The sequence below is a fragment of the Hymenobacter sp. GOD-10R genome (genome assembly GCF_035609205.1).
Taxonomy (GTDB): Bacteria; Bacteroidota; Bacteroidia; order Cytophagales; family Hymenobacteraceae; genus Hymenobacter.
In genome coordinates this window covers 966,896-989,777 of sequence record NZ_CP141184.1, presented here as the reverse complement: position 1 = coordinate 989,777, position 22,882 = coordinate 966,896, and the positions used below count along the sequence as shown (strand labels likewise).

General features: G+C 46.8%; 35 protein-coding genes. 1 reads left to right on the top strand and 34 read right to left on the bottom strand.

Annotation, left to right across the window (positions count from 1 at the left end):
- Positions 1 to 214: 214 nt before the first annotated feature.
- Positions 215 to 2,074 (top strand): Fe-S protein assembly chaperone HscA, encoded by a 1,860-nt coding sequence (hscA, locus tag SD425_RS04110; RefSeq protein ID WP_324675687.1) that lies wholly within the window; start codon positions 215 to 217, stop codon positions 2,072 to 2,074.
- A 94-nt stretch (positions 2,075 to 2,168) separates the two neighbouring features.
- Here the strand turns inward: hscA and SD425_RS04105 are convergent, their stop codons facing one another.
- The 34 genes from SD425_RS04105 to SD425_RS03945 all read right to left on the bottom strand — a co-directional run bounded on the left by SD425_RS04105 (position 2,169) and on the right by SD425_RS03945 (position 22,774).
- The gene (locus tag SD425_RS04105; protein ID WP_324675685.1) at positions 2,169 to 2,645 is read right to left on the bottom strand and encodes a hypothetical protein; all 477 of its coding nucleotides are present in this window, start codon (positions 2,643 to 2,645) and stop codon (positions 2,169 to 2,171) included.
- A 64-nt stretch (positions 2,646 to 2,709) separates the two neighbouring features.
- Positions 2,710 to 3,024 (bottom strand): FtsB family cell division protein, encoded by a 315-nt coding sequence (locus SD425_RS04100; protein WP_324675683.1) that lies wholly within the window; start codon positions 3,022 to 3,024, stop codon positions 2,710 to 2,712.
- A 79-nt stretch (positions 3,025 to 3,103) separates the two neighbouring features.
- A complete protein-coding gene (gene eno, locus SD425_RS04095) occupies positions 3,104 to 4,375 on the bottom strand; it encodes a phosphopyruvate hydratase (protein ID WP_324675681.1) in 1,272 nt (423 codons plus the stop codon).
- Between the two features lie 204 nt (positions 4,376 to 4,579).
- Positions 4,580 to 5,164 carry a 50S ribosomal protein L17 gene (gene rplQ / locus SD425_RS04090; RefSeq protein ID WP_324675679.1) on the bottom strand — a complete coding sequence of 195 codons (585 nt, stop codon included), beginning with the start codon at positions 5,162 to 5,164 and terminating at the stop codon, positions 4,580 to 4,582.
- Between the two features lie 196 nt (positions 5,165 to 5,360).
- Positions 5,361 to 6,350, bottom strand: a complete 990-nt coding sequence (locus SD425_RS04085) for a DNA-directed RNA polymerase subunit alpha (RefSeq protein WP_324675677.1) — start codon at positions 6,348 to 6,350, stop codon at positions 5,361 to 5,363.
- 71 nt (positions 6,351 to 6,421) lie between these two features.
- Entirely contained in the window at positions 6,422 to 7,027 is a 606-nt protein-coding gene (rpsD, locus tag SD425_RS04080) for a 30S ribosomal protein S4 (protein ID WP_324675675.1), read from the bottom strand.
- A gap of 142 nt (positions 7,028 to 7,169) precedes the next feature.
- Positions 7,170 to 7,562, bottom strand: coding sequence for a 30S ribosomal protein S11 (rpsK, locus tag SD425_RS04075; RefSeq protein ID WP_086592759.1), 393 nt, complete (start codon positions 7,560 to 7,562; stop codon positions 7,170 to 7,172).
- A 79-nt stretch (positions 7,563 to 7,641) separates the two neighbouring features.
- Positions 7,642 to 8,019 (bottom strand): 30S ribosomal protein S13, encoded by a 378-nt coding sequence (gene rpsM, locus SD425_RS04070; RefSeq protein ID WP_324675673.1) that lies wholly within the window; start codon positions 8,017 to 8,019, stop codon positions 7,642 to 7,644.
- 27 nt (positions 8,020 to 8,046) lie between these two features.
- Positions 8,047 to 8,163: a 50S ribosomal protein L36 gene (gene rpmJ / locus SD425_RS04065; protein WP_071890035.1), complete on the bottom strand. Its 117-nt coding sequence runs from the start codon at positions 8,161 to 8,163 to the stop codon at positions 8,047 to 8,049.
- A gap of 9 nt (positions 8,164 to 8,172) precedes the next feature.
- Positions 8,173 to 8,391: a translation initiation factor IF-1 gene (gene infA / locus SD425_RS04060; protein ID WP_086592757.1), complete on the bottom strand. Its 219-nt coding sequence runs from the start codon at positions 8,389 to 8,391 to the stop codon at positions 8,173 to 8,175.
- 4 nt (positions 8,392 to 8,395) lie between these two features.
- Positions 8,396 to 9,166 carry a type I methionyl aminopeptidase gene (map, locus tag SD425_RS04055; protein WP_324675668.1) on the bottom strand — a complete coding sequence of 257 codons (771 nt, stop codon included), beginning with the start codon at positions 9,164 to 9,166 and terminating at the stop codon, positions 8,396 to 8,398.
- Between the two features lie 3 nt (positions 9,167 to 9,169).
- Positions 9,170 to 10,486, bottom strand: coding sequence for a preprotein translocase subunit SecY (gene secY, locus SD425_RS04050; RefSeq protein WP_324675666.1), 1,317 nt, complete (start codon positions 10,484 to 10,486; stop codon positions 9,170 to 9,172).
- Between the two features lie 12 nt (positions 10,487 to 10,498).
- Complete coding sequence (gene rplO, locus SD425_RS04045) at positions 10,499 to 10,945, bottom strand: 50S ribosomal protein L15 (protein WP_324675664.1); 447 nt, start codon at positions 10,943 to 10,945, stop codon at positions 10,499 to 10,501.
- 11 nt (positions 10,946 to 10,956) lie between these two features.
- The gene (rpmD, locus tag SD425_RS04040) at positions 10,957 to 11,136 is read right to left on the bottom strand and encodes a 50S ribosomal protein L30 (protein ID WP_324675662.1); all 180 of its coding nucleotides are present in this window, start codon (positions 11,134 to 11,136) and stop codon (positions 10,957 to 10,959) included.
- A 5-nt stretch (positions 11,137 to 11,141) separates the two neighbouring features.
- A complete protein-coding gene (gene rpsE, locus SD425_RS04035) occupies positions 11,142 to 11,708 on the bottom strand; it encodes a 30S ribosomal protein S5 (RefSeq protein ID WP_324675660.1) in 567 nt (188 codons plus the stop codon).
- Positions 11,709 to 11,712: 4 nt separating this feature from the next.
- Positions 11,713 to 12,063: a 50S ribosomal protein L18 gene (gene rplR, locus SD425_RS04030; protein ID WP_324675658.1), complete on the bottom strand. Its 351-nt coding sequence runs from the start codon at positions 12,061 to 12,063 to the stop codon at positions 11,713 to 11,715.
- A gap of 12 nt (positions 12,064 to 12,075) precedes the next feature.
- Positions 12,076 to 12,630, bottom strand: a complete 555-nt coding sequence (gene rplF / locus SD425_RS04025) for a 50S ribosomal protein L6 (RefSeq protein ID WP_324675656.1) — start codon at positions 12,628 to 12,630, stop codon at positions 12,076 to 12,078.
- A 14-nt stretch (positions 12,631 to 12,644) separates the two neighbouring features.
- Entirely contained in the window at positions 12,645 to 13,043 is a 399-nt protein-coding gene (gene rpsH, locus SD425_RS04020) for a 30S ribosomal protein S8 (RefSeq protein WP_324675654.1), read from the bottom strand.
- A 187-nt stretch (positions 13,044 to 13,230) separates the two neighbouring features.
- On the bottom strand, positions 13,231 to 13,500 hold the full coding sequence (rpsN, locus tag SD425_RS04015) for a 30S ribosomal protein S14 (RefSeq protein ID WP_086592748.1): 270 nt from the start codon (positions 13,498 to 13,500) through the stop codon (positions 13,231 to 13,233).
- The gene (gene rplE, locus SD425_RS04010; RefSeq protein WP_324675651.1) at positions 13,493 to 14,053 is read right to left on the bottom strand and encodes a 50S ribosomal protein L5; all 561 of its coding nucleotides are present in this window, start codon (positions 14,051 to 14,053) and stop codon (positions 13,493 to 13,495) included. The genes rpsN and rplE overlap by 8 nt, the downstream gene beginning before the upstream one ends.
- A 13-nt stretch (positions 14,054 to 14,066) precedes the next feature.
- Positions 14,067 to 14,333, bottom strand: a complete 267-nt coding sequence (rplX, locus tag SD425_RS04005) for a 50S ribosomal protein L24 (RefSeq protein ID WP_416381021.1) — start codon at positions 14,331 to 14,333, stop codon at positions 14,067 to 14,069.
- A gap of 12 nt (positions 14,334 to 14,345) precedes the next feature.
- Entirely contained in the window at positions 14,346 to 14,714 is a 369-nt protein-coding gene (gene rplN, locus SD425_RS04000; RefSeq protein WP_073107059.1) for a 50S ribosomal protein L14, read from the bottom strand.
- 1 nt (position 14,715) lies between these two features.
- Positions 14,716 to 15,006, bottom strand: a complete 291-nt coding sequence (rpsQ, locus tag SD425_RS03995) for a 30S ribosomal protein S17 (protein WP_324675645.1) — start codon at positions 15,004 to 15,006, stop codon at positions 14,716 to 14,718.
- A gap of 3 nt (positions 15,007 to 15,009) precedes the next feature.
- Complete coding sequence (gene rpmC, locus SD425_RS03990) at positions 15,010 to 15,222, bottom strand: 50S ribosomal protein L29 (RefSeq protein WP_324675643.1); 213 nt, start codon at positions 15,220 to 15,222, stop codon at positions 15,010 to 15,012.
- A 4-nt stretch (positions 15,223 to 15,226) separates the two neighbouring features.
- Positions 15,227 to 15,649, bottom strand: a complete 423-nt coding sequence (rplP, locus tag SD425_RS03985) for a 50S ribosomal protein L16 (RefSeq protein ID WP_324675641.1) — start codon at positions 15,647 to 15,649, stop codon at positions 15,227 to 15,229.
- 37 nt (positions 15,650 to 15,686) lie between these two features.
- Positions 15,687 to 16,559 carry a 30S ribosomal protein S3 gene (rpsC, locus tag SD425_RS03980; RefSeq protein ID WP_324675639.1) on the bottom strand — a complete coding sequence of 291 codons (873 nt, stop codon included), beginning with the start codon at positions 16,557 to 16,559 and terminating at the stop codon, positions 15,687 to 15,689.
- A 6-nt stretch (positions 16,560 to 16,565) separates the two neighbouring features.
- The gene (rplV, locus tag SD425_RS03975) at positions 16,566 to 17,039 is read right to left on the bottom strand and encodes a 50S ribosomal protein L22 (RefSeq protein ID WP_324675637.1); all 474 of its coding nucleotides are present in this window, start codon (positions 17,037 to 17,039) and stop codon (positions 16,566 to 16,568) included.
- A 1-nt stretch (position 17,040) separates the two neighbouring features.
- The gene (gene rpsS, locus SD425_RS03970; protein WP_086592741.1) at positions 17,041 to 17,319 is read right to left on the bottom strand and encodes a 30S ribosomal protein S19; all 279 of its coding nucleotides are present in this window, start codon (positions 17,317 to 17,319) and stop codon (positions 17,041 to 17,043) included.
- A 2-nt stretch (positions 17,320 to 17,321) separates the two neighbouring features.
- On the bottom strand, positions 17,322 to 18,149 hold the full coding sequence (gene rplB / locus SD425_RS03965) for a 50S ribosomal protein L2 (RefSeq protein ID WP_324675634.1): 828 nt from the start codon (positions 18,147 to 18,149) through the stop codon (positions 17,322 to 17,324).
- A gap of 36 nt (positions 18,150 to 18,185) precedes the next feature.
- Positions 18,186 to 18,473, bottom strand: coding sequence for a 50S ribosomal protein L23 (rplW, locus tag SD425_RS03960; RefSeq protein WP_324675632.1), 288 nt, complete (start codon positions 18,471 to 18,473; stop codon positions 18,186 to 18,188).
- On the bottom strand, positions 18,473 to 19,111 hold the full coding sequence (gene rplD, locus SD425_RS03955; protein ID WP_324675630.1) for a 50S ribosomal protein L4: 639 nt from the start codon (positions 19,109 to 19,111) through the stop codon (positions 18,473 to 18,475). The genes rplW and rplD overlap by 1 nt, the downstream gene beginning before the upstream one ends.
- A gap of 6 nt (positions 19,112 to 19,117) precedes the next feature.
- Complete coding sequence (rplC, locus tag SD425_RS03950) at positions 19,118 to 19,738, bottom strand: 50S ribosomal protein L3 (protein ID WP_324675628.1); 621 nt, start codon at positions 19,736 to 19,738, stop codon at positions 19,118 to 19,120.
- Between the two features lie 225 nt (positions 19,739 to 19,963).
- Positions 19,964 to 20,695, bottom strand: a complete 732-nt coding sequence (locus SD425_RS29985; protein ID WP_416381035.1) for an O-antigen ligase family protein — start codon at positions 20,693 to 20,695, stop codon at positions 19,964 to 19,966.
- Positions 20,696 to 21,499: 804 nt separating this feature from the next.
- Positions 21,500 to 22,774, bottom strand: a complete 1,275-nt coding sequence (locus SD425_RS03945) for an O-antigen ligase family protein (RefSeq protein ID WP_324675626.1) — start codon at positions 22,772 to 22,774, stop codon at positions 21,500 to 21,502.
- Positions 22,775 to 22,882 lie beyond the last annotated feature (108 nt).

Below are 22,882 nucleotides of genomic sequence, written 5' to 3'. Positions count from 1 at the left end.
ACCTAGGTACTGTGCCGTTTCTTTTCCGTACTGACCTTCAACTAGGTTGCTTTGCACGTCGCTAGTAGAGCTACAGGCTAGCATCAATGGGTAAAACCATACCCGCCGGCATTTCTTCGCTACTTTTGCGGCCCAAAACAGTTTAAGTAGTAGCCTAGCTCGCTACGCTGTTTTGTTCACTCCACGCGCCACGGCGCGTCCTCCTTTTACACGCATGGCCAAAGTCGCAATCAACCTCTCAACCGGGAGCATACAACAAGAAGAAATTATTGTCGGGATTGACCTAGGCACCACGAATAGCTTGGTCGCCTACATCCATCCTGAAAACCGGCAGCCTATTGCCATCAACGACCAAGGCCGCGGTACCATCGTGCCTTCCGTTGTGCACTTTCCTGCCGACGATGCAGAACCAATCGTTGGCAACGAGGCCAAGGACTATCTACTTACCGATCCGCAGAACACAATCTATTCGGTGAAGCGCTTGCTCGGCAAATCCTACCGTGACGTAGGCGAGCACGCCGGGCATTTTGGATACAAGATCATCGACGACAACTCGGAGGGCTTGGTCAAGATCCGGGTGGGCGACCGATTCTACTCTCCTATCGACTTGTCGGCAGAGATTCTGCGGGAGCTGCGCGCCCGCGCCGAACACGCCCTCAAGACGCCCGTCAACCGGGCTGTTATCACAGTGCCGGCGTACTTCAATGACTCTCAGCGCCAAGCCACGCGCGATGCAGGCCGGTTAGCTGGGTTAGAAGTGCTACGTATCGTGAATGAGCCGACAGCAGCGGCGCTGGCTTACGGTATCGGCCTCTCACCGGAAGAGGAGAAAACCGTGGCTGTATACGACCTAGGTGGCGGCACTTTTGATATTAGCATTCTCCGCATTCAGCAGGGCATCTTCGAGGTACTAAGCACCAACGGCGACACCTACCTAGGGGGCGACGACCTCGACCGCGCTATTATCGATCATTGGACGTTCGACTATCAACTAACAACGGTGTTGCACGATAACTCCTCTGCCCAGCAGGAGTTGCGCCTGTTGGCCGAGCAAGCCAAGAAGCACCTAAGCCAGCATGATGAATTTGAGGCGCAATTTGCTGGTGTCCGCTTGCCGCTCACCAAAGTCAAGTTCAATAGCCTTATTCAGCCGCTCGTACAGCGCACAATTGATTCGTGTCGCCAGGCGCTAGCTGATGCTAAGCTAGGTCCGAAAGATCTCGATGCCGTACTACTCGTTGGCGGTTCGACTCGCGTGCCGCTGGTGTATGATACCGTATCGGAATTTTTCCAACAACCCGCCAACAATTCGCTCAACCCCGATGAAGTAGTAGCACTTGGCGCGGCTATTCAAGCCGACATCTTAGCCGGCAACCGGCGCGACGTGCTGCTGCTTGACGTAACGCCTCTGACCCTAGGGATTGAGACCTTGGGCGGCTTGATGGACCCCATCATTCCGCGCAACTCCAAGATTCCAACCAAAGCAGGTCGGCAGTACACAACGTCGGTTGATGGACAGGTGAATCTAAAAATCTCTGTATACCAGGGCGAGCGGGACTTAGTGAAGGAAAACCGTAAACTGGCGGAATTCGACTTACGCGGTATTCCAGCTATGCCTGCTGGTTTGCCGAAGGTCGACGTCAACTTCATCCTGAATGCCGATGGTATTCTGAAGGTAGAAGCCATTGAGTTACGCTCCAACACGCGCCAAGCCGTCGAGATCAAGCCTCAATACGGCCTTACTGACGACCAAGTGGAGCAAATGCTTATGGATTCGCTCACGCATGCCCGCGAGGACGTAGCGGCCCGTATGGTCATCGAAGCCCGCACCGTAGCCGAGCAGATGATCTACCAGGTAGAACGCTTTATCACCAAAAACGCTGAGCATCTCACCCAGGAGGAAATCACGCAAACAACTGCACAAACGCAGACCTTGAAGGACTCTTTAGCAACCAACGACAAGGATACCATCCTCAAAGCTGTGGATGAGCTAGAAGCCCTCACAAGTCCCTTCGCCGAGCGCGTGATGAATATCTCCATCAAGCAAGCTATGACGGGGAAGAAGATTGAGTAAACAGCTTCTTCCTAGGGGATATCCTAAGAAAAGACCTAGCCCAGCATTGAGTAAGATTTATCTCGATGCTGGGCTAGGTCTTTTACAGAAACATTTACTTCAGCTTTCGCTGAGGCGCTGGAATAAGACCGAAGCTCAATACCCGCGTAGCCGTTGAGTCACGAAAGCTTACATCAAGCAACACAGTAGGCTTTGCCTGCAATGTGTCGCTTTTGAAAGAGAAGTTATAGAAGTACCGGGTAACTGGACCATCGCTAATACGCATACCTAGCTTATACAAGTCAATAGCTTGTCCACGACGCTGGCTTTGCTCAATCAATGGTTGTGTTGCGGCTTCAAATTGGCGTAGGCTAATAGCCGCATTTACCTCAGGGGCAAGCAATTGGTACGCCTGCTTATACTGCCGCTGCAGTAAGACGATAAGGAATTGTCGTGCGACTTGTAATTGCGATGGTTTGGCAGGTGCCGGCACCATAAACCCAGCATGCAGCACCACCAACAAGCTCAAACTAAGCAGCAGCCCTAGCCGCTTTGCGGCACGCAAACCGGTAGTATCTTTTACTCTCAACATGCTATCAATACGTAAAGCGCTGCTTTCAGGTAGCACCGCTAGGGTGACAGCCGACTACTAGAGCTTACTTTTCTTCCTGTGGCACGAGCACGAAAACATCTTCGCCGGGCCGCTTCATGATGTACTTCTCCCGCGCAAACTTTTCCAACAGCTCTGGGCTGCTCAACAACTCGGCCCGATCCTTCTTCACCGACTCAATATTTTTCAGGTAATAATCACGCTCCGTCTGGAGCTCCCGCCATTTAGAGTACATCTCGTACTGCTTCACGAGATCATTCGCATCGAACATGAACATCCAGACGAGGAAGCCCAACCCCGTCACGAAGTAGAAGCTGCGAAAAAAGCGTGGTACCCGCTGGAACATAGAGTTGATTTCCATAGCACTTCAAATATACGAATACGGCTGACTCCAACTTGTTGGAATCAGCCGTATCGCTATGACTAAGCTAGCGCGAAGACTACATTTTCTTACCAGGGAAGTAGGCGATTTCACCTAGCTCCTCTTCAATGCGCAGCAACTGGTTGTACTTAGCCATCCGGTCAGAGCGCGAAGCCGAACCTGTTTTGATTTGACCTGTGTTCAACGCTACTGCCAAGTCCGCAATGGTGTTGTCTTCAGTCTCACCTGAGCGGTGCGACATAATGCTCTTATACCCGTTACGACGACCTAGGTTTACCGCATCGATTGTCTCAGTCAGGGTACCAATCTGGTTTACCTTGATCAAGATAGCGTTGGCAATCTTCTCGTCGATACCGCGCTGCAAACGGTTCACGTTCGTCACGAACAAGTCGTCACCTACGAGCTGAGTTGTTGAGCCGATACTCTCTGTGAGTTGTTTCCAGCCGCTCCAGTCATCCTCGTCCATACCATCTTCAATGCTGATGATCGGATACTTCTTCGTCCAATCAGTCCAGTAAGCAACCATTTCTGCCGAAGTCAGCTTATCACCGGTGCTCTTCTTGAAATGGTAGTGACCATCTTCGTAGAACTCCGAAGTAGCAGCATCCATAGCAATCATCACATCGTCGCCTGGCTTGTAGCCCGCCGTTTCAATGGCTTGCAACACAATCTTGATAGCGTCTTCGTTCGACTTGATGTTAGGGGCAAAGCCACCTTCATCTCCTACGTTGGTGCTAAAGCCTTGCTTCTTCAGCACGTTCTTGAGATGGTGGAAGATCTCCGTACCCCAACGCAAAGCTTCCGAGAAAGAGCTAGCTCCTACGGGCATAATCATGAACTCCTGAAAGTCGATGGAGTTGTCTGCGTGGCTGCCACCGTTCAGAATGTTCATCATTGGCACAGGCAGCGTAGTAGCTCCTACACCACCTACGTAGCGGTACAATGGCATACCAGCATCTTGAGCGGCTGCGCGAGCGGCAGCCAGCGAGACACCAAGAATAGCGTTAGCACCTAGGTTACCTTTGTTAGGGGTCCCATCTAGCTCTAGCATAATCTTGTCGAGCAGTGCCTGTTCGTACACAGAGAAGCCAATCAGCTCTTCAGCAATCTTGCTATTTACGTTTTCGACGGCTTTCAGCACGCCCTTGCCCATGTACTTGGACTTATCATCGTCGCGGAGTTCTACAGCTTCGTGCTTGCCTGTAGAAGCGCCTGATGGCACAGCTGCCCTGCCTACCACTCCGGTTTCGGTGGTTACGTCCACTTCAACGGTCGGATTACCACGCGAATCAAAAATTTGGCGGGCGTGAATGGCTGAGATAATGCTCATGGTTAAAGAAAAATGGAGGTGAAAGATGGTGTTCTACTCTAGCCTAGCTTAAGAAGGAAGAAGATACGAGGCCAGTGTTTTTCCGGGCGCCAAGGTAAGGATTTCAATTAACAGGGCTAATGAGTTCGATATAATGTGCCGGTAGCCACAAACAAAAAGGGACGTGCTGCGAGGCACGTCCCTTTCATTATCGGTAAGCTAGAATTAAGAAGCGGCTTCTTCGTCAGCAGCTTTAGCCTCATCCCGCGTCTGACCTTCCTCTACGGTAGCAGTTGGGGTATCTTCAGGAGCGCTAGTTTCTACTACTGCAGCAGGAGCAACAGCTTCGCCGGTAGTAGTAGTTGCATCAGTTGCTTTCTTACCACCACGGCGCGAACGACGAGTAGTATTTTTAGCTTCACCAGCTGTTTTGGCTTCCAACAGAGTTTCGTTGTAATCAACTAGCTCAATGACGCACATCTCAGCATTATCACCCAAACGGTTGTCGCTGAGTTTCAAGATGCGGGTGTAGCCACCTGGACGATTTGCGATTTTAACAGCTACTGTGTCAAATAATTCTTTGATCGAATCTTTGTTCTGCAGCGTAGCGAAGATGGTACGACGCGAGTGCGTAGTATCGCTCTTTGACTTTGTCAACAGAGGCTCTACAAACTTGCGGAGAGCCTTTGCTTTGGCTACTGTGGTCGTCAGACGCTTGTGCAGAATTAGAGAAGATGCCATGTTAGACAACATAGCATTGCGGTGCGCAGCCGTGCGACCTAGGTGGTTGATGGTTTTACCGTGTCTCATTGTTTAAAATGCAGTTTGCAAAAGTATACGCTTGCGGATGGCAACCACGGCGGACGGTTTGTAAAGGAACCATCTCATTAGAACTGCCAACCCTCGGGCGTATTGATGGGAATACATAAAAATTGATGTGCTGATTAGGTTAAGCGCTTCATGCCGCATAAGCATTGGCGCACCATCTAATCAGCACATCTGTTTACTAGTCCTCGTCGAGACGGAACTTGCTCAGGTCCATACCAAAAGTCAGACCTTTTTCTTCTACTAGGTTCTCCAACTCAGTAAGAGATTTCTTACCAAAGTTGCGGAACTTCATCATGTCGCTCATATCCAGCTGTACCAAGTCACCGAGGGTTTTGATATCAGCTGCCTTCAAGCAGTTATAAGCACGTACTGACAAGTCCATATCCGCCAATGGCGTTTTCAAGACTTTACGCATGTGCAGCGTTTCTTCATCAACAGTTTCTTCTTCTTCAGCTTTTGCTGTTTCAAAAGTCATCGTGTTATCTGAGAACAACATGAAGTGTTGAATCAGAATGTTAGCAGCACCTTTTAGGGCATCTTCTGGGTGGATCGAACCATCCGTCTGGATTTCGACCAACAGACGCTCGTAGTCAGTTTTCTGCTCCACACGAGTATTTTCGATGCTATACTTCACGTTTTTGATAGGCGTGAAAATGGCATCAATCGCAATCTGCCCAAATACTTGGTCAGAAGGCTTATTCTCTTCAGCAGGTACGTAACCACGTCCTTTCTGAATAGTAAATTCAAACTCTAGCTCAACGCTTGGGTCAACGTGGCAAATCACCAGATCGGGGTTCAAAACCTGAAAGCCGTTGGTAAATTTGTTTATATCGCCACCCGTGAACGTGTCCTGACCCTTGATACGAACCGTGATTTTATCTTCAATAGCGTCACTCGCCTTTTTGAAGCGAACTTGCTTTAGGTTCAGAATGATTTCGGACATATCCTCAATCACTCCTTCGATAGTCATGAACTCGTGCAGTACGCTAGGGGTGCGAACCGACGTAATAGCGTAGCCCTCCAGCGACGACAGCAGGATGCGGCGTAATGCGTTGCCGATCGTGACGCCGTAGCCTTTCTCTAGCGGTTTGAATTCAAACGTTCCGTAGAAGTCGTCGGATTTCTCCATCACAACCTTCTCCGGCATTTGAAAAGCTAAGATTGACATAAATGGGGCTTTAAAAATAAAACAGGAAAAAAATCGAAGTAGCCTAGGCTAATAACACCTAGGCCAAATGATTACTTCGAGTAAAGCTCGACGATCAACTGCTCCTGAATTTTCTCAGGGATCAGATCGCGGGCAGGAGCATTGAGGAACTTGCCTACCATCTCCTTGCCATCCCATTCTAGCCAAGAGAATGCGCGCGAATTCCGAGCACTCAGGCTAGTAGCAATAGCTTCTAGTGACTTCGATTTCTCCCGAACACCTACCAAATCACCAGGACGTAGTTTGTAGGAAGCAATGTTTACTACTTCGCCGTTTACTGTGATGTGCTTGTGCAACACCAATTGACGAGCAGCACGACGAGTTGGAGCAATACCTAGACGGTAAATCGTGTTATCGAGGCGAGACTCTAGCAAGGACAACAAGTTCTCACCTGTGATACCAGGCATTGTAGCAGCTTTGTGGAAGAGGTTCTCAAACTGCTTTTCCAACATGCCGTACAAATATTTAACCTTCTGCTTCTCCATCAACTGGATTGCATATTCGGACTGTTTCTTGCGGCGACCACGGCCATGCTGGCCCGGAGGATAATTCTTTTTATTGAGTGCCTTGCTTGGGCCGAAGATCGGCTCTGCGAAGCGACGGGCAATCTTGGTTTTTGGACCAGTATAACGTGCCATTTCGGGGATGTTGATTTTTATGAGGAATGAACCGAAGGTGTTGCTGTATTTTCGACGTGTTCAACAGTATAGTGACCACATCAAGTTTCCAACACCAAAAACGACTTATTAACGAAACGTAATAAGTTGCCTGTTCAGTAGATCAAACGCGACGACGCTTAGGAGGACGGCAGCCGTTGTGAGGCAGCGGCGTTACATCGCGGATGGTAGTAACCTCAATACCCACGTTTTGGAGAGTGCGGATGGCCGACTCGCGACCTGACCCTGGACCTTTCACAAATACTTCAGCTTTACGTAAGCCTAAATCGTGAGCCACTTTACCGCAGTCGGTAGCTGCCATTTGTGCAGCGTAAGGGGTGTTCTTCTTCGAACCGCGGAAACCCATCTTACCAGCAGATGCCCAAGAAATTACTTGACCATTGTTGTTGGTAATAGAAATAATGATGTTGTTGAATGAAGCCTTTATGTGGACTTGTCCTACCTGCTCAACAACGACAACGCGCTTCTTGGCTTTGTCTTTTCTCTTTTGTGCCATTTAGTTATCGCAAAAATGCGGAAGGTGTTGAAGCCTGCCTAAGTTCAACACCTAGGTAGGCTTCGATTCCCGCTACAATTTATTTAGTAGCTTTTTTCTTGTTAGCAACGGTTTTCCGTTTGCCTTTGCGGGTGCGCGAGTTGTTCTTGGTACGTTGACCACGAACCGGCAATCCCTTACGGTGACGTAGACCACGGTAGCAGCCGATGTCCATCAGACGCTTAATGTTAAGTTGCACTTCTGAGCGCAAAACACCTTCTGTCTTATGTTCCGCAGCAATGATGCTACGGATTTCACCAGCTTCAGCTTCCGTCCAATCCTTAACTTTCTTGTCCAGCGAAACGCTAGCCTGTGTTAGGATCTTTTGGGCCGAGCTACGACCGATGCCAAAAATGTACGTAAGGGCGATTTCGCCGCGTTTGTTGTCCGGGATATCTACCCCTGCAATACGAGCCATGTGCTTTTTTTGAAAAGTCTGGTGCTGTTAACCTTGACGCTGCTTATAGCGTGGGTTCTTCTTGTTGATTACGTAAAGCTTGCCTTTGCGGCGGATCACCTTACAGTCAACGCTGCGCTTCTTAACCGATGCTTTGACTTTCATGTCGTCGGGTTATTTGTAACGATAAACAATTCTGCCCTTAGACAAGTCGTAGGGCGACATTTCAAGCTTCACCTTGTCTCCTGGCAGGATCTTGATGTAGTGCATCCGCATCTTTCCGGAAATATGAGCCACCAGCTGATGACCGTTTTCCAACTCAACTCGAAACATCGCGTTAGAGAGGGCTTCCAGAATTACTCCGTCCTGCTCAATGGAGGATTGTTTGGCCATAAGGCTACTGTAAGGCTTTTTCTATGTATTCGAAGGAGGTGAGAATCTCCGCCTTTTCTTTTCTGACTACTACTGTGTGCTCAAAATGAGCCGATGGCTTACGGTCTTTCGTCCTTATTGTCCAGCCATCTGCTTCTTGAACAACGTTTTTGGTTCCAAGATTCACCATAGGCTCAATTGCTAGAACTAAACCTGACTGCAACTTGACGCCCGCACCACGCTTACCATAATTAGGCACTTGTGGCTGCTCATGTAAATCTCGTCCTACTCCGTGGCCTACTAACTCTCTAACGACACCGTAACCTCGCTTTTCAACGAAGTTTTGAATAGCATAGCCTACATCACCTATTCGGTTACCAGCTATAGCTTTTTCAATCCCTAAGTACAACGATTGTTTGGTAGACTCAAGTAGAGCTAGTACTTCTGGTGCAACTTCACCTACTGGGTAAGTGTAAGCGCTATCACTATGATACCCGTTTAATAAGACGCCAGCATCTACAGAAATGATATCACCGCTTCTTAGTACGTAGTCACTAGGAAAACCATGTACTACTACTGAGTTAGGCGAAATGCAAAGGCTAAAAGGGAAGCCGTTGTATCCTTTGAAAGAAGGTTGTCCACCATGGTCACGAATGAATTCCTCCGCACGAGAATCAAGTTGCCGTGTAGTAACCCCTTCCTTGATCATGGAAGCTACTTCCCCATGAGCTTGAGCTAGCACTTTGGCACTAGCTTTCATCAAATCTATTTCTTCCTCAGTTTTGTAAACAAGCATGTCTTAAGAGGCCATTGCAATGTTTTGCGCACGGCCACGTAATTTACCTGTCTTCATCATACCATCATAATGGCGCATTAGTAAGTAGCTTTCTACTTGATTTAATGTATCAAGCACTACACCAACCATAATGATTAGAGAAGTTCCGCCATAGAATGCTGACATAGGCCGAGTAATACCAGCCAACAAAGCTAAAGCAGGGAATATAGCAATCAAAGCTAAAGCAACTGCACCAGGTAAAGTGATTCGCGTTAATACTTCATCCATATGTTCTGAAGTATCACGCCCAGGCTTAACACCTGGTACAAAACCACCACTCCGCTTCAGATCGTCAGCAATCTGGTTAGGGTTTACACTTATAGCAGTGTAGAAGTAAGTGAAGACGATGATGAGCAAGCTAAATACTAGATTGTATTGCCATGAAGTGTAATCAGAAAACTTTACCCCAATGTAGCTAGCTGTATCACTATCATTTTGCCAAATGGATGCAACGATGGCTGGGACAAACATCAACGACTGAGCGAAGATGATTGGCATTACACCAGCAGCATTCACCTTAAGAGGAATAAACTGACGTTGAGCGTTCAGTTGTGTTGTGCCTCCTACTTGTTTTGCATATTGAACTGGTATACGACGAACCGCTTGAGTAAGAACAATTACTGCCATTACTACCAGGAACAACACAACCATCTCGATTAGGAAGATCAGTGAACCGCGCATACCTTTTGCCGCTGCTTCACCGATAATAGCACCAGGCAAACGTGACACAATGCCAATCATGATGATCATGGAAATACCGTTTCCAATACCTTTGTCGGTAATCTTTTCGCCAAGCCACATACAGAACAGAGTGCCTGCTGTAAGAATGATCATTGTGGAAATGGTAAACAACGTACCCGGAGCTATAATTGCTTCCGTATTGATTGTAGCAATAAACCCAACAGACTGTGCCATTACAATTGGAATGGTCAGAATGCGAGTGTATTGGTTTATCTTCTTGCGGCCTGATTCACCTTCTTTCTGTAGCTTCTGAAAGTACGGTACAGCTATAGTTAATAGCTGTAATACAATTGAAGCAGAGATGTAGGGCATAATACCCAAAGCAAAAATGGATGCGTGGCTGAAGGCTCCTCCTAATAAAGTGTCTAGGATGCCAAATAGGCCTTGTGCACCTTGCTTCAACCTAGTAGGATCAACGCCGGGCAGCACAACGTAAGAACCTAGCCGGTAGATGGCAATAAAAAAAAGCGTATTGAAGATCCGCATACGCAGATCTTCAATAGCAAAAATGTTCTTAATCGTTGTGATGAATTTGTTCATTGCCTCGAGGCTTTACAACGTCACAGCTTTACCACCAGCTTTCTCAATAGCTTCGATAGCGGACTTTGAGAAAGCATGAGCATGTACTTCAAGAGCTTGAGTGATTTCACCCCGACCCAATACTTTTACCTTGGCATTCTTAGACACCAACCCGTGGCTTACAAAGTAACTAGCATCCATTGTAGTGGAGCCGTTTTTCTCTGCTAGCGTTTGAAGAATATCAAGGTTGATTCCTTTGTATTCTACACGATTGATGTTATTGAAACCAAATTTAGGTACTCGGCGCTGTAATGGCATTTGACCGCCTTCGAAGCCAGACTTTTTAGAATAGCCTGAACGAGACTTTGCACCTTTATGACCCCGAGTAGATGTACCACCGCGGCCTGAACCCGTACCACGGCCAATGCGCTTTTCGTTGCGCGTAGCACCAGCAGCGGGCTTGAGATTGCTGAGATTCATGTCGACTATTCCTAGAGTTCAGTTACTTCTACTAAGTGCTGCACAGCAGCTATCATACCGGCAATTTGAGGAGTATTTTCTTTCTCCGTCATGCTACCTATCTTGCCCAAGCCGAGAGCTTTGACAGTGCGTTTCTGCCGCTCTGGGCGGTCGATAACGCTTTTTACTAATTTAATCTTTACTTGTGCCATCTCGCTTAGCCGTGGAAAACTTGTTGAAGAGAGATACCACGCTGCTGCGCAATTTGCAGTGGATCACGCATCTTATTTAAAGCATCGAAAGTGGCCTTTACCACGTTGTGTGGGTTTGAAGATCCTTTCGACTTTGCTAGCACATCTTTGATACCAGCGCTTTCAAAGACAGCGCGCATAGCGCCACCAGCAATTACACCTGTACCAGCTGCTGCTGGTTGTACAAGTACATAACCGCCTGAATACTTACCTTCCATTATGTGAGGCACTGTGTGCTTATAAAGAGGAACTTTAACCAAGTTCTTCTTAGCATCATCAATACCTTTTGCAATAGCATCAGTAACTTCGTTCGCCTTTCCTAGGCCATAGCCTACGGTGCCGTTACCATCTCCAACAACAACAATAGCTGAGAAGCTGAAGCGACGACCACCTTTTACTACTTTAGCTACCCGATTAATAGCAACAACCTTTTCTTTCAGGTCGTTGTCACCAGCACGAGGAGCTTGCTGTTCACGGTTACCGCTACGGTCACGGTTCTGACCACCGCGGTTATCTCTGTTATCTTGCGACATATTCTTAGAAATTGAGGCCGCCTTCGCGGGCTCCCTCTGCTAGTGATTTTACGCGGCCGTGGTAGAGATAACCTGAACGGTCAAATACCACTTTCGAAATGCCTTTTGCCTGAGCACGCGAAGCAAGTTCTTTGCCTACTGCGGCAGCGAGAGCTACTCCGTTGCCCCCTTCCACCGAAACGTGCTTCGAGGAAGCAGACGCCAACGTATGGCCAATTGTATCGTCAATAATCTGGGCATAAATCCCTGTATTGCTGCGAAACACTGCCAAACGTGGACGCTCGGACGTGCCAGCGACCTTAGTGCGGATGATGCGCTGGATCCGTTTTCTTCTTGTTGCTTTATCGAAAGCCATGATGATACAATATTATTTCGAAGCTGTTTTACCAGCCTTACGACGAATCTGCTCGCCAACGAAGCGTACACCTTTGCCTTTATAAGGCTCAACCTTGCGCAACGAACGAATCTTAGCAGCTACCTGACCTAGCAACTGTTTATCGATGCTAGTCAACGTAACGATTGGGTTCTTACCTTTTTCAGTTACAGCAGTAGCTGTAACTTCCTTGGGAAGTGCTAAGAAGATATTGTGTGAGTAACCCAAAGATAGCTCAAGCGTATTGCTTGCTACTGTGGCTTTGTAACCTACACCTACAAGTTCTAGCTGCTCGCTATAGCCATTGCTCACACCGACTACCATGTTGTTGATGAGAGAACGGTACAAGCCATGCATAGCTTTGTGGCGCTTCTGTTCAGTTGGACGAGTTACGACCAATTGGCCATCTACTCTCTCCACTGTGATATCACGATCCACGGGTGTAGTTAAAGTACCCTTAGGGCCCTTTACCGTTACGGCGTTATCGTTGCTTACTTCAACCTGGACGTTGGTAGGCAGGCTGATTGGCAGTTTACCAATACGTGACATAGTGCGTTTCTTTCTTAGTAAACGTAGCACAGCACTTCGCCGCCCACATTTTCAGTTTTTGCTTCTTTCTCTGTCATGACGCCTTTCGACGTAGACAAAATCGCAATACCTAAGCCACTTAACACACGAGGAAGGTTTTCAACGTGCGCATATTTACGAAGACCAGGCGTGCTTACACGCTCAAGTTTTGTAATAGCAGGTTGTTTAGTAGCAGGGTTATACTTCAAGGCAATCTTGATAGTACCTTGAACCGAAGCATCATCGAAACGGTAACTTTGAATATACCCTTTATGGTAGAGTACTTTCGTAATTTCCTTTTTGATGTTACTAGCCGGAATCTCTACTACCCGATGGTTCGCCTTGATTGCATTACGCAAGCGGGTTAAGTAATCGGCAATTGGATCTGTATTCATTTGATATTGAGGAAGACACTCCTTTTTCGGGAGCGCAAAGATAAGAAAAATTTCGCCGCTATATCAATAGCGACGAAATTTTCGGTTAAGACTACTTGGCGCGGTGTTTAGTTCCGTCCAATGGTTTCTTTCGGCAACCTGCCAAATACTACTTCGCTACTATAGTAAAAGTAGCACCTGGTGATAATTACCAGCTAGCTTTCGTTACGCCGGGGATTTTACCAGCTAAAGCCATTTCACGGAATGTTACACGGCTAATACCAAATTTACGCATATAACCACGAGGACGACCATTGATCTTGTCGCGATTATGGATACGAACTGGCGAAGCATTACGAGGCAGCTTATCTAAGCCTTCGTAATCACCAGCGGCTTTCAATGCTTTACGCTTTTCAGCATACCGCGCTACCGTGGCAATGCGCTTTCTTTCTCTTGCTTTAACAGATTCCTTAGCCATTGTTCTGTTTCTTGGCGTTGGTGAACGGCATACCGAAAGCTCGCAGAAGCTCGTAGCTCTGCTCATCATTCTCGGCAGTCGTAACAAAGGTAATATCCATACCAGAAATTGATTTGATTTTATCAATCGATATTTCTGGGAAGATAATTTGCTCTTTAATACCTAGGGTATAGTTACCGCGACCATCAAAGCCTTTGTCATTGATGCCTTTGAAGTCACGCACCCGTGGGAGAGCCACTGTTAGTAAACGATCCATGAATTCGTACATCCGGTCACCACGGAGGGTAACTCGAGCACCAATCGGCATGCCTTCACGAAGCTTGAAGTTCGATACAGAGCGTTTTGCGATAGTGGGAACAGCTTTTTGACCAGTGATAGTCGTCAACTCGTCCACACCATTATCAACTAGTTTCTTATCAGCAACAGCTGATCCGATACCACGGTTGATGCAGATCTTTGTGATGCGAGGCACCTGCATGATGCTCTTGAACTGGAATTTTTCCTGGAGCGCAGGTACTACGTCTTTTTGATATATTTCTTTAAGTCTAGCCATTGTCGTGAACAGGTTAGGCGTTGGTCGATTCCAAGCGCTTCACGTTGCTTACGTGAATTCCGGCTTCGATCTTAGTGATGCCACCTTGGGGGTTCTTTGCACTTGGTTTGTTGTGCTTAGTAACCAAGTTCAGGCCTTCCACGATTACACGCTGCGTTGAACGGTTTACCGACTTTATGGTGCCAGTTTTACCTTTCTCATCACCCGCAATCACCGTTACGGTGTCACCGGTCTTTACGTGAAGTTTCGCGGGCTTTTGGTCTTTTGCTTTCGTTGCCATATGCTACTATGCTTACAGAACCTCAGGGGCCAATGAAACAATCTTCATGAACTGACGCTCACGCAACTCACGAGCTACTGGTCCGAAGATGCGAGTACCGCGGGGCTCATCGTTATTGTTGAGCAATACAGCAGCGTTGTCATCGAAACGGATGTACGAACCGTCTTTACGGCGTACCTCCTTCTTCGTGCGAACTACCACTGCTTTAGATACAGTGCCTTTCTTTGCATTGCCAGAAGGAATAGCCGACTTGATCGAAACAACGATCTTGTCTCCTACGCTAGCATACTTTTTACCTGTGCCACCTAAGACACGGATGCAGAGCACTTCTTTGGCGCCGCTATTATCAGCGACAGTCAGACGGGATTCTTGCTGGATCATCTTACTTAGCGCGCTCTACAATTTCTACCAATCTCCAACGCTTGTTCTTGCTTAGTGGACGAGTCGACATAATCCGAACCGTATCACCTTCACCACATTCGTTGTTTTCATCGTGAGCCATGAACTTAGTCGTCTTGCTCACGAATTTACCATAGATCGGGTGCTTTTGCTTTTGCTCAACCACTACCGTGATGGACTTATCCATTTTGGAGCTGGCTACGCGCCCGATAATCTCTTTCCGCAGGTTGCGCTCTGCTGCGCTTGTGGCCTGCTGTTCTTCGTTGCTTGCCATCGTTTATTTAGCAGTTTGATTAGCCTGCTCTTTTTCGCGACGGGTAAGCTCGGTCTTCAGACGGGCTACGTTCTTGCGGTTTTGCTTCAGGCGAATCGGGTTTTCCAAGGGCGAAATAGCATGCGCAAAGCGCAATGATTGGCCATTGGTTTGTTCAGTTTTGATCTGGTTTTTTAGCTCCTCCACTGAGAGGTTGCGGATATCAGTGTTTTTCATCTTACTAGCTTTCTAAGTAGTCACGACGAACAACGAACTTCGTCTTCACGGGCAGTTTCTGCGCCGCAAGACGCAACGATTCCTGAGCAACTTCAAGCGGTACACCATCAGATTCAAACATGATGGTACCTGGGTGCACAATAGCTACCCAATATTCAGGCGAGCCTTTACCTTTACCCATACGAACCTCAGCAGGTTTTTTGGTAATAGGCTTGTCTGGAAAAATGCGGATCCATACTTGACCTTCACGCTTCATAGCACGAGTCATTGCGATACGGGCAGCTTCGATTTGACGAGCAGTAATCCACGCAGTTTCCAGCGACTTGATAGCAAATGAACCGAAGTCAATGGAGCTGCCGCGGTAGGCTAAGCCTGTTACGCGACCCTTTTGCATCTTCCGATACTTGGTCCTTTTCGGTTGTAACATGAGTTATCGAAAATATAAATTCGAGAAGAAGAAAGGATTAACGACGTGGGCCACGATTCTGTCCACCTCCGCCACCGCGGCGTTGGCCGCCTTGACCAGCTTGTCCACTACGGTTATCACCTCCACGGTCGCCACGGCCTTCGCCGCCACGATCGTTACGGTCACGACGTGGACCACGGTCGCCGCCACGGTCACCACGCTCACCACGTGGACCACGGTCGTTACGATCATTACGATTTTCACCACCTTGGTTAGCTGGCTGCTGGTTTGGCGAAAGATCAGGCTTGCCAAAAATTTCGCCACGCATAATCCACACCTTGATGCCGATTTTGCCATAAACTGTCTGAGCTTCTGACAAAGCATAGTCGATATCAGCACGCAACGTATGTAGCGGCGTACGACCCTCTTTGTACTGCTCAGAACGAGCAATTTCAGCACCGCCTAAACGGCCACCACACTGTACTTTGATACCTTCAGCACCGACGCGCAAAGCAGCTTGAATAGCTTGCTTCATAGCACGACGGAAAGAGATACGAGCTTGTAGTTGTTGAGCAATGCTCTCTCCTACTAGCTTAGCATCAAGCTCAGGACGTTTGATCTCGAAAATATTGATCTGAACGTCTTTGCTGGTAATCTGCTTAAGTTCGTCCTTAATCTTATCAACTTCTTGACCACCCTTACCAATTACAACACCTGGGCGAGCAGTATTAATTGTAATGGTAATACGCTTTAGGGTGCGCTCGATTACGATGCGGGAGATGCCTCCCTTCGGGATACGAGCTAAAATATATTTACGGATTTTTTCGTCCTCAACTAGTTTGTCGGCGAAGTCTTTACCGCCATACCAGTTCGAGTCCCATCCTTTGATGACACCCAAACGGAAGCCAACTGGATTTACTTTCTGTCCCATAGTTGATTAAGCGGTGGCTTCAGCCGTCTTTTCAGTAGTTGTTTTCTTTGAAGAACCGCGACGAGTGCGGGTAACGTCAGTTTGAACCGAATTAGTTTCCTCAATCTGTTGGATAGCAGCTTTGCTTCCTAGAGGCTCTACTTTCGAATCAATTACTAAAGTCACATGATTGCTACGCTTGCGGATGCGGTGTCCACGGCCTTGAGGAGCAGGACGTAAACGCTTCAACTGGCGGCCTTCGTCAACAAAGATCTCTTTGATGTAAAGGTTCGCTTCCTCAATGCGCTCATTCTCGTTCTTCTGCTGCCAGTTGGCTAGGGCCGACAAAAGCAACTTCTCGATTTTCTCAGCGCCTGAATTAGCTTCAAATTTTAGCAAGCCTAGAGCACGGGTTACTTTTTGACCACGAACTAGGTTGGCTACCAACCGCATTTTGCGCGGTGAAGTAGGCACGTTACGGAGTTTAGCAGTAGCTTCCATCTTAGCGCTTGCCTTTATCTTTCTTAGCTACGTGACCACGGAAATTTCGCGTAGGAGCGAACTCGCCTAGTTTGTGGCCGACCATATTCTCAGTCACGTATACTGGGATGAATTTATTGCCGTTATGCACAGCGAAGGTGTGGCCAACGAAGTCTGGAGAAATCATCGAGCGGCGCGACCAAGTCTTCACCACTGATTTTTTACCGGAATCGTCCATTGCCGAAACTTTCTTCTCGAGCCGGAAGTCAATGTACGGCCCTTTTTTTAGCGAACGTGCCATTGTTATTTCTTCCCTTTACGGTTTACGATGAGCTGCTCAGAATACTTGTTCTTATTACGGGTCTTTTGACCCTTAGCAAAGATACCGTTGCGGCTGCGTGGGTGACCACCGCTCGACTTACCTTCACCACCACCCATGGGGTGATCTACTGGGTTCATAGCTACACCACGTACACGTGGACGGCGGCCCAACCAACGATTACGGCCAGCTTTGCCAAGACGTACGTTCATGTGGTCACCATTTGAAACGGTGCCAATAGTAGCCATGCAGGTAACGAGTACCATACGCATCTCACCTGAGGGCAGTTTCAACGTAGCATATTTATCTTCGCGAGCTACCAACTGGGCATAAGTACCAGCTGAGCGAGCGATAGAGGCGCCACCACCAGGCATTAATTCAATGTTATGAACGATAGTACCTAGAGGAATTTCACGCAAGGTGAGAGCATTACCTACTTCAGGAGCAACACCGGGGCCCGAAACAACTGTCGTACCTACTTCTAAACCAGCAGGAGCGATAATATAACGCTTCTCGCCATCGGCGTAGTTGAGTAGAGCGATGCGAGCAGTACGGTTCGGATCGTACTCAATCGTCTTCACCGTAGCTGAAACACCAGCTTTGTCACGCTTGAAGTCGATAACACGATACTTCTGCTTGTGTCCACCACCGATATAGCGGTTGGACATTTTGCCTGAGTTGTTACGGCCACCGGATTTTTCCATGGGCGCCAACAACGATTTCTCCGGCGTCGACGTGGTTATCTCGTCGAAAGCCGGGGCGATGCGAAATCGTTGACCCGGTGATGTTGGTCTTAGTTTTTTGAGTGCCATTTTACCTTAAAATGCGCTTATGCAGATTTAATCTGCTTAGATGCCGCTATAGAAGTCGATTACATCGCCTTCTTTCACGGTTACAATTGCCTTTTTGATCGACGCACGACGGCCAGATACAGCGCCGCCTTTCGTGAACTTCGACTTGAGTTTGCCTTGTGTGCGGATAGTGCTAATGCCTGTTACCGTTACACCGTACAGCTGCTCAATATCTTTCTTAATCTGAACTTTGTTAGCGTTCCGCTCTACTTCGAAAGCATACTGACCTTTCTCATTCAGGGCCGTGGCCTTTTCGGTCACGATTGGTTTCCTTAACGTGCTCATTACTCAGCAGTAGTATAAAGTTGTTCCAACGACTTCAACCCATCTTCTGACAACAGCAGCGTATCTGTGTTAAGTAGATCGTGCGTGTTCAGTGCTACTGGTGTAGCAACCTTTATGCGCTGGATATTGCGAGCAGATAGCACAACATTCTTGTTAGCTTCACCAGTCACGAGCAAAGTCTTTTTGCCGTTATTTAGTTTCAAGCTAGCTAGAATGGAGGCAAACTCTTTAGTTTTTGGAGCATCAAGAGTGATAGTCTCTACTAATGCAACCTTACCTTCATTAGCCAAAGTGCTTAATGCGGAAAGACGAGCAAGGCGCTTTGTCTTCTTATTAAGCTTGAAGCTATAATCGCGAGGTTGAGGTCCAAATACCCGGCCACCACCTACGAATACGGGTGACTTCATGCTACCAGCACGAGCACCACCAGTGCCTTTTTGTTTCTTGAGCTTCTTCGTCGTACCATGTACTTCGTTGCGTTGCTTCGACTTGTGCGTTCCTTGGCGCTGGTTAGCTAGGTATTGCTTTACGTCGAGGTACATCACATGCTCATTGGGCTCAACGCCAAATATAGCGTCTGACAGCGTTACCTTACGGCCGGTGTCCTCCCCCTTAATGTTGTATACTGACAGTTCCATCTCGCGTTATTTTTCCAGGACTACGTAAGAGTTTTTAGCACCAGGAATAGAGCCGCTAACTAAGATTAGATTCTTGTCAGCTACTACGCGCATCACTTTTAAGTTTTGCACTTTTACCCGATCGCCACCCATGCGGCCACCCATACGCATACCTTTAAACACACGTGAGGGCCAAGAACACGCACCAATTGAACCAGGGTGACGAAGACGGTTGTGCTGGCCGTGTGTTTGACCACCTACCCCAGCAAAGTTGTAGCGCTTAACTACACCTTGAAAGCCTTTGCCTTTTGAAGTACCTACTACATCAACAAACTCGCCTTCTTCGAAGAGGTCTGCTTTGATTTCGCTACCAGCTGTATAGTTACCTACTGACTCTGTACGAAACTCAACGAGCTTCTTCTTAGGAGTGGTACCAGCCTTCGTGAAGTGACCGACTAATGCTTTAGTGGTATTTTTCGCTTTTTTCTCGCCGTAGCCGAGTTGAACAGCGGTATACCCGTCGTTCTCTAGCGTTTTCACCTGCGTCACTACGCACGGACCCGCTTCAATAAGCGTGCAAGGAATATTCTTCCCGTCCGGAGTGAAGAGGCTTGTCATACCGATTTTTTTACCGATGATGCCAGGCATTCGTTTGATATTTTATTGAAAGACACAGAGAAAACGCCCAAATAGCGTTTTCGTAATGGGAGTGCAAAGCTAGGGAATAGTTAAGTGTTTTCCCAGCCTAGTTTTAAATATTTTTTATAGCCTACTTCTCTTACTCATTCCTAGCTTAGAAGTTATAAACCAGGTAGTTCAGCCTGATAGTACCGATGCCAGATCTGTAAACGCTATCTACATAGCTTAACACCTTTAAACTGGTGTCCAAAGACCGTCTTGATCACTTTTGCTAGTTAAACCAGCTAAAGCGAGTAATAAGAACATAAGCGAGAATGTAAGTCCTATTTGGGTTTCTAATGTATACTCAGCCAGGAACGACAATGTGATAATGCAATAATGAGCTATGAGCAGAGGAGTATGCTGTGGCCATGACCAAATTAGTGGATAATAGAAGCAAGCCACGAAGAACAACACTCCTACTACGCCAAAGGCTACTAGAGAATAGATAAACTGATTGTGAGGTTTTATATAAGATGTTGTCTTTATAGTAGGGAATGTTTCTTTGTACTGTCTCGCTAGCTCTTGTTGCATGTCTACGTTTCCCACTCCTACCCACAAGTTCTCTTTCACTACACGCATAGCTACTTTATACGAATATACCCGTCCAGTTAACGAGTAATTATCAGCAGAACGTATCTGATCCACCTGACCTATATCTTCGCGAGTGTTATGGAACCTATTACGGAAGGTTGGAAAACATATGAAACTTAGGATAGGTAGTAAGCACAAGCATAGACTCAACTTCACTGCAATCCGGTAACTTTTTACTTTCACTAACCAGATTGTAGTTATGATGCTCAAAGCATAGAATGTTATCAATCCGCTGCGAACTGCAAGCAAGTGTTGATAGAAGGCTAAAAAGACAGTACCAGCTATAATTAACCAACGACTCCAGCTCGATGACCACGCTTTGTGCACCAGCATGATTGCACCTACAGCAGCTGCTAACGATATCATCAAACTGAAACGAATGTGATCCGGCTCAGTAGGCATTACTCGCGAATGCAAGTACGTTTCGTTGATGTACTCAGCATTCAGTAAGTAGTTGACAGTACTACCAAGAGCAAAGACTATTACCAGAGTAAAAAATAGTGTCCATAAGGATCTCAGGTAAAACGCTTTTATAGGCGGTAGGAGCCAAAAAGAGACTGGTAAAAGCAGGAAAGGTGATTGGAGCAGTATATCACGCCAGTAATCGCTTTTATTCTCTACCTGAGTATTTAAGCCACTTAACAAGTGAAGTACAAAGACAGCAGTGAGCGCTAAGTATACGGTCCACATTGATCGTTGACCAATCTGACGGTTTTGAACAGCGTATGAAATGGCTGTTATCGTCAATCCAGCTATACCGATGCTAGGTAGTATTCTAAAGAAACTACTTGTAAAAAGTCCTGCAATAATAAAGGCGCAAAACACCGTCGCTATAAGTTGGACTCGCGAATAGGTAAGCACCGTCATCAATGACTAAGTTACGTTGGGTGGAAAATAGCGCAAGCTAAGTACAATCTCTTACAAGAAAGATGCTACACATACTATTTATCGTGCTATCATATATTCAAAGCTTGGAAAAGCTACTAGAATGGCCTCTGAATGCACCACAACTAACTTAGTTTCTCAAGTTGGAGAAAGTCCGGCTCCATGTTATACCCTTGACTCTCACAACAACATATTACCCAGCACCGAGACTTCAGTTGATATCAATGAGTAGTAAGACAACAATCATCTCTTTTACTGATTAAGCTGCTTGTCCTTACTCGAAATCATATTCGCTGTACATAGCAATATAAATAATATGCTATACATAGCGCCTATTTGGTTCTTTTGATCTAGAGTAAATTCAACTATGAAGGAACAAGAAACTATCACGTAATGGGCTATCAGTAATAAAGAGTTTTGCTGCCAAGCTACTAACAAAGGGTAATAGAAGCAGTATAGAAATGCCATTAACCCTATACAGCCAAAAGCCACTAGGTAATAGAGGAACTGGTTATGTGGCATTAGATAAGAACTAGGATCAATATCAGGATAGTCACGCCTATAGAAATAGCTTACTTCTTGCTCCATGTCAGCTTTACCTACACCAAACCAAGGATATTGCCGCACCAATTGTAAGCCTACCTTATAGGAATAGAATCGTCCAACTAGTGATAGGTTATTAGCAGAACCTGAAGTTTGTACTTGCGCTACATCGTATTGAGTGTTATAATATTTGTTCCGGAAAGTAGGAAAGCAGAAGAAGCTCATTGCAGGCAACAAGATTAATAGTGTAGCTAACACTATTGCCTGAGTATATTCTCGGCGCTTCCAAACCAACCATACTATAGCAAATAGACCCAGCGCGTTGAAAGCTCCTAGACCGCTACGCACAGCAAGCAAGTACAGGTATAGTACTAGGAACGTTACGCTTACAATTAATGCAAAACGCTTCTGCTTCGTAATAGCCTTGCTTCTGACAAATTGTACGGCTATCACAATTGCAAATGTCACCATCAAACTGAAACGTATATAATCCGGTACAGTCGGCATTATTTGCGATTGAGAATACAGCTTGTTAATCTCATCAGCATGCAACACGTAATTGGCTGTACTCCCTAACGCAGATAGGAGCACTAAGCAGAAGAATAGCAAGAACAACCGATTCAGATATTGCTCTGGCCATTTCGGCAGCAACACAAAAGATAGAGGTAGCAACAAAAAAGGGGACTCCAGAAGCAAATCTTCCCATAACCCTTGCCTATGTGCTACTTCTGTGTTTAAGCCAGAAAATAGATGAACTAAAAAGACACCTGTTGGCATCATATATATCACCCAGTTGCTCCTGTTTGCTTTCTCTTTCGTATTTGCGACTTGATAAAGGAGGGCAGTTAAGAAGAGACAGATTGTACCGATGGTAGATAAAGCTGGTAAGAACCCCTTGGTAAAAAGGCCAATGATAATAGTTGCACAAAATATCTCGGCCAGCCGGTGTGTAAGCGATATAGGTGTTGTGTATATACAGTTCATGGTTTTATCGGATGTTTGTACATCCTCGCGTAAATAAAGCAAATAACCATACCTAGCATCATCGTTTGGCTAGGACAAAAAAACACCCTCTGGTTTACTAACCAGAGG

Bases quoted from the DNA above. Each gene is read 5' to 3' on its own strand.
- rplE (WP_324675651.1), bottom strand. From the start codon at position 14,053: ATGGCTAGACTTAAAGAAATATATCAAAAAGACGTAGTACCTGCGCTC.
- rplD (WP_324675630.1), bottom strand. From the start codon at position 19,111: ATGGAACTGTCAGTATACAACATTAAGGGGGAGGACACCGGCCGTAAG.
- hscA (WP_324675687.1), top strand. From the start codon at position 215: ATGGCCAAAGTCGCAATCAACCTCTCAACCGGGAGCATACAACAAGAA.
- SD425_RS04105 (WP_324675685.1), bottom strand. From the start codon at position 2,645: ATGTTGAGAGTAAAAGATACTACCGGTTTGCGTGCCGCAAAGCGGCTA.
- rpsN (WP_086592748.1), bottom strand. From the start codon at position 13,500: ATGGCTAAGGAATCTGTTAAAGCAAGAGAAAGAAAGCGCATTGCCACG.
- rpsM (WP_324675673.1), bottom strand. From the start codon at position 8,019: ATGGCTCGTATTGCAGGGGTAGATATCCCGGACAACAAACGCGGCGAA.
- rplW (WP_324675632.1), bottom strand. From the start codon at position 18,473: ATGAGCACGTTAAGGAAACCAATCGTGACCGAAAAGGCCACGGCCCTG.
- rplQ (WP_324675679.1), bottom strand. From the start codon at position 5,164: ATGAGACACGGTAAAACCATCAACCACCTAGGTCGCACGGCTGCGCAC.
- rpsS (WP_086592741.1), bottom strand. From the start codon at position 17,319: ATGGCACGTTCGCTAAAAAAAGGGCCGTACATTGACTTCCGGCTCGAG.
- rpsC (WP_324675639.1), bottom strand. From the start codon at position 16,559: ATGGGACAGAAAGTAAATCCAGTTGGCTTCCGTTTGGGTGTCATCAAA.
- rplP (WP_324675641.1), bottom strand. From the start codon at position 15,649: ATGTTACAACCGAAAAGGACCAAGTATCGGAAGATGCAAAAGGGTCGC.
- SD425_RS03945 (WP_324675626.1), bottom strand. From the start codon at position 22,774: ATGAACTGTATATACACAACACCTATATCGCTTACACACCGGCTGGCC.
- rpmJ (WP_071890035.1), bottom strand. From the start codon at position 8,163: ATGAAAGTCAAAGCATCGGTTAAGAAGCGCAGCGTTGACTGTAAGGTG.
- rplN (WP_073107059.1), bottom strand. From the start codon at position 14,714: ATGATCCAGCAAGAATCCCGTCTGACTGTCGCTGATAATAGCGGCGCC.
- rplR (WP_324675658.1), bottom strand. From the start codon at position 12,063: ATGGCTTTCGATAAAGCAACAAGAAGAAAACGGATCCAGCGCATCATC.
- map (WP_324675668.1), bottom strand. From the start codon at position 9,166: ATGCTTGTTTACAAAACTGAGGAAGAAATAGATTTGATGAAAGCTAGT.
- infA (WP_086592757.1), bottom strand. From the start codon at position 8,391: ATGGCCAAACAATCCTCCATTGAGCAGGACGGAGTAATTCTGGAAGCC.
- rplX (WP_416381021.1), bottom strand. From the start codon at position 14,333: ATGGCAACGAAAGCAAAAGACCAAAAGCCCGCGAAACTTCACGTAAAG.
- rpsK (WP_086592759.1), bottom strand. From the start codon at position 7,562: ATGGCACAAAAGAGAAAAGACAAAGCCAAGAAGCGCGTTGTCGTTGTT.
- rpsQ (WP_324675645.1), bottom strand. From the start codon at position 15,006: ATGGCAAGCAACGAAGAACAGCAGGCCACAAGCGCAGCAGAGCGCAAC.
- rpmC (WP_324675643.1), bottom strand. From the start codon at position 15,222: ATGAAAAACACTGATATCCGCAACCTCTCAGTGGAGGAGCTAAAAAAC.
- SD425_RS04100 (WP_324675683.1), bottom strand. From the start codon at position 3,024: ATGGAAATCAACTCTATGTTCCAGCGGGTACCACGCTTTTTTCGCAGC.
- SD425_RS29985 (WP_416381035.1), bottom strand. From the start codon at position 20,695: ATGCTGGTGCACAAAGCGTGGTCATCGAGCTGGAGTCGTTGGTTAATT.
- rplB (WP_324675634.1), bottom strand. From the start codon at position 18,149: ATGGCACTCAAAAAACTAAGACCAACATCACCGGGTCAACGATTTCGC.
- rplV (WP_324675637.1), bottom strand. From the start codon at position 17,039: ATGGAAGCTACTGCTAAACTCCGTAACGTGCCTACTTCACCGCGCAAA.
- rpmD (WP_324675662.1), bottom strand. From the start codon at position 11,136: ATGGCACAAGTAAAGATTAAATTAGTAAAAAGCGTTATCGACCGCCCA.
- rplF (WP_324675656.1), bottom strand. From the start codon at position 12,630: ATGTCACGTATTGGTAAACTGCCAATCAGCCTGCCTACCAACGTCCAG.
- rplO (WP_324675664.1), bottom strand. From the start codon at position 10,945: ATGAATCTCAGCAATCTCAAGCCCGCTGCTGGTGCTACGCGCAACGAA.
- SD425_RS04085 (WP_324675677.1), bottom strand. From the start codon at position 6,350: ATGTCAATCTTAGCTTTTCAAATGCCGGAGAAGGTTGTGATGGAGAAA.
- rpsH (WP_324675654.1), bottom strand. From the start codon at position 13,043: ATGAATACAGATCCAATTGCCGATTACTTAACCCGCTTGCGTAATGCA.
- rplC (WP_324675628.1), bottom strand. From the start codon at position 19,738: ATGCCTGGCATCATCGGTAAAAAAATCGGTATGACAAGCCTCTTCACT.
- eno (WP_324675681.1), bottom strand. From the start codon at position 4,375: ATGAGCATTATCTCAGCCATTCACGCCCGCCAAATTTTTGATTCGCGT.
- rpsD (WP_324675675.1), bottom strand. From the start codon at position 7,027: ATGGCACGTTATACTGGTCCAAAAACCAAGATTGCCCGTCGCTTCGCA.
- secY (WP_324675666.1), bottom strand. From the start codon at position 10,486: ATGAACAAATTCATCACAACGATTAAGAACATTTTTGCTATTGAAGAT.
- rpsE (WP_324675660.1), bottom strand. From the start codon at position 11,708: ATGTCGCAAGATAACAGAGATAACCGCGGTGGTCAGAACCGTGACCGT.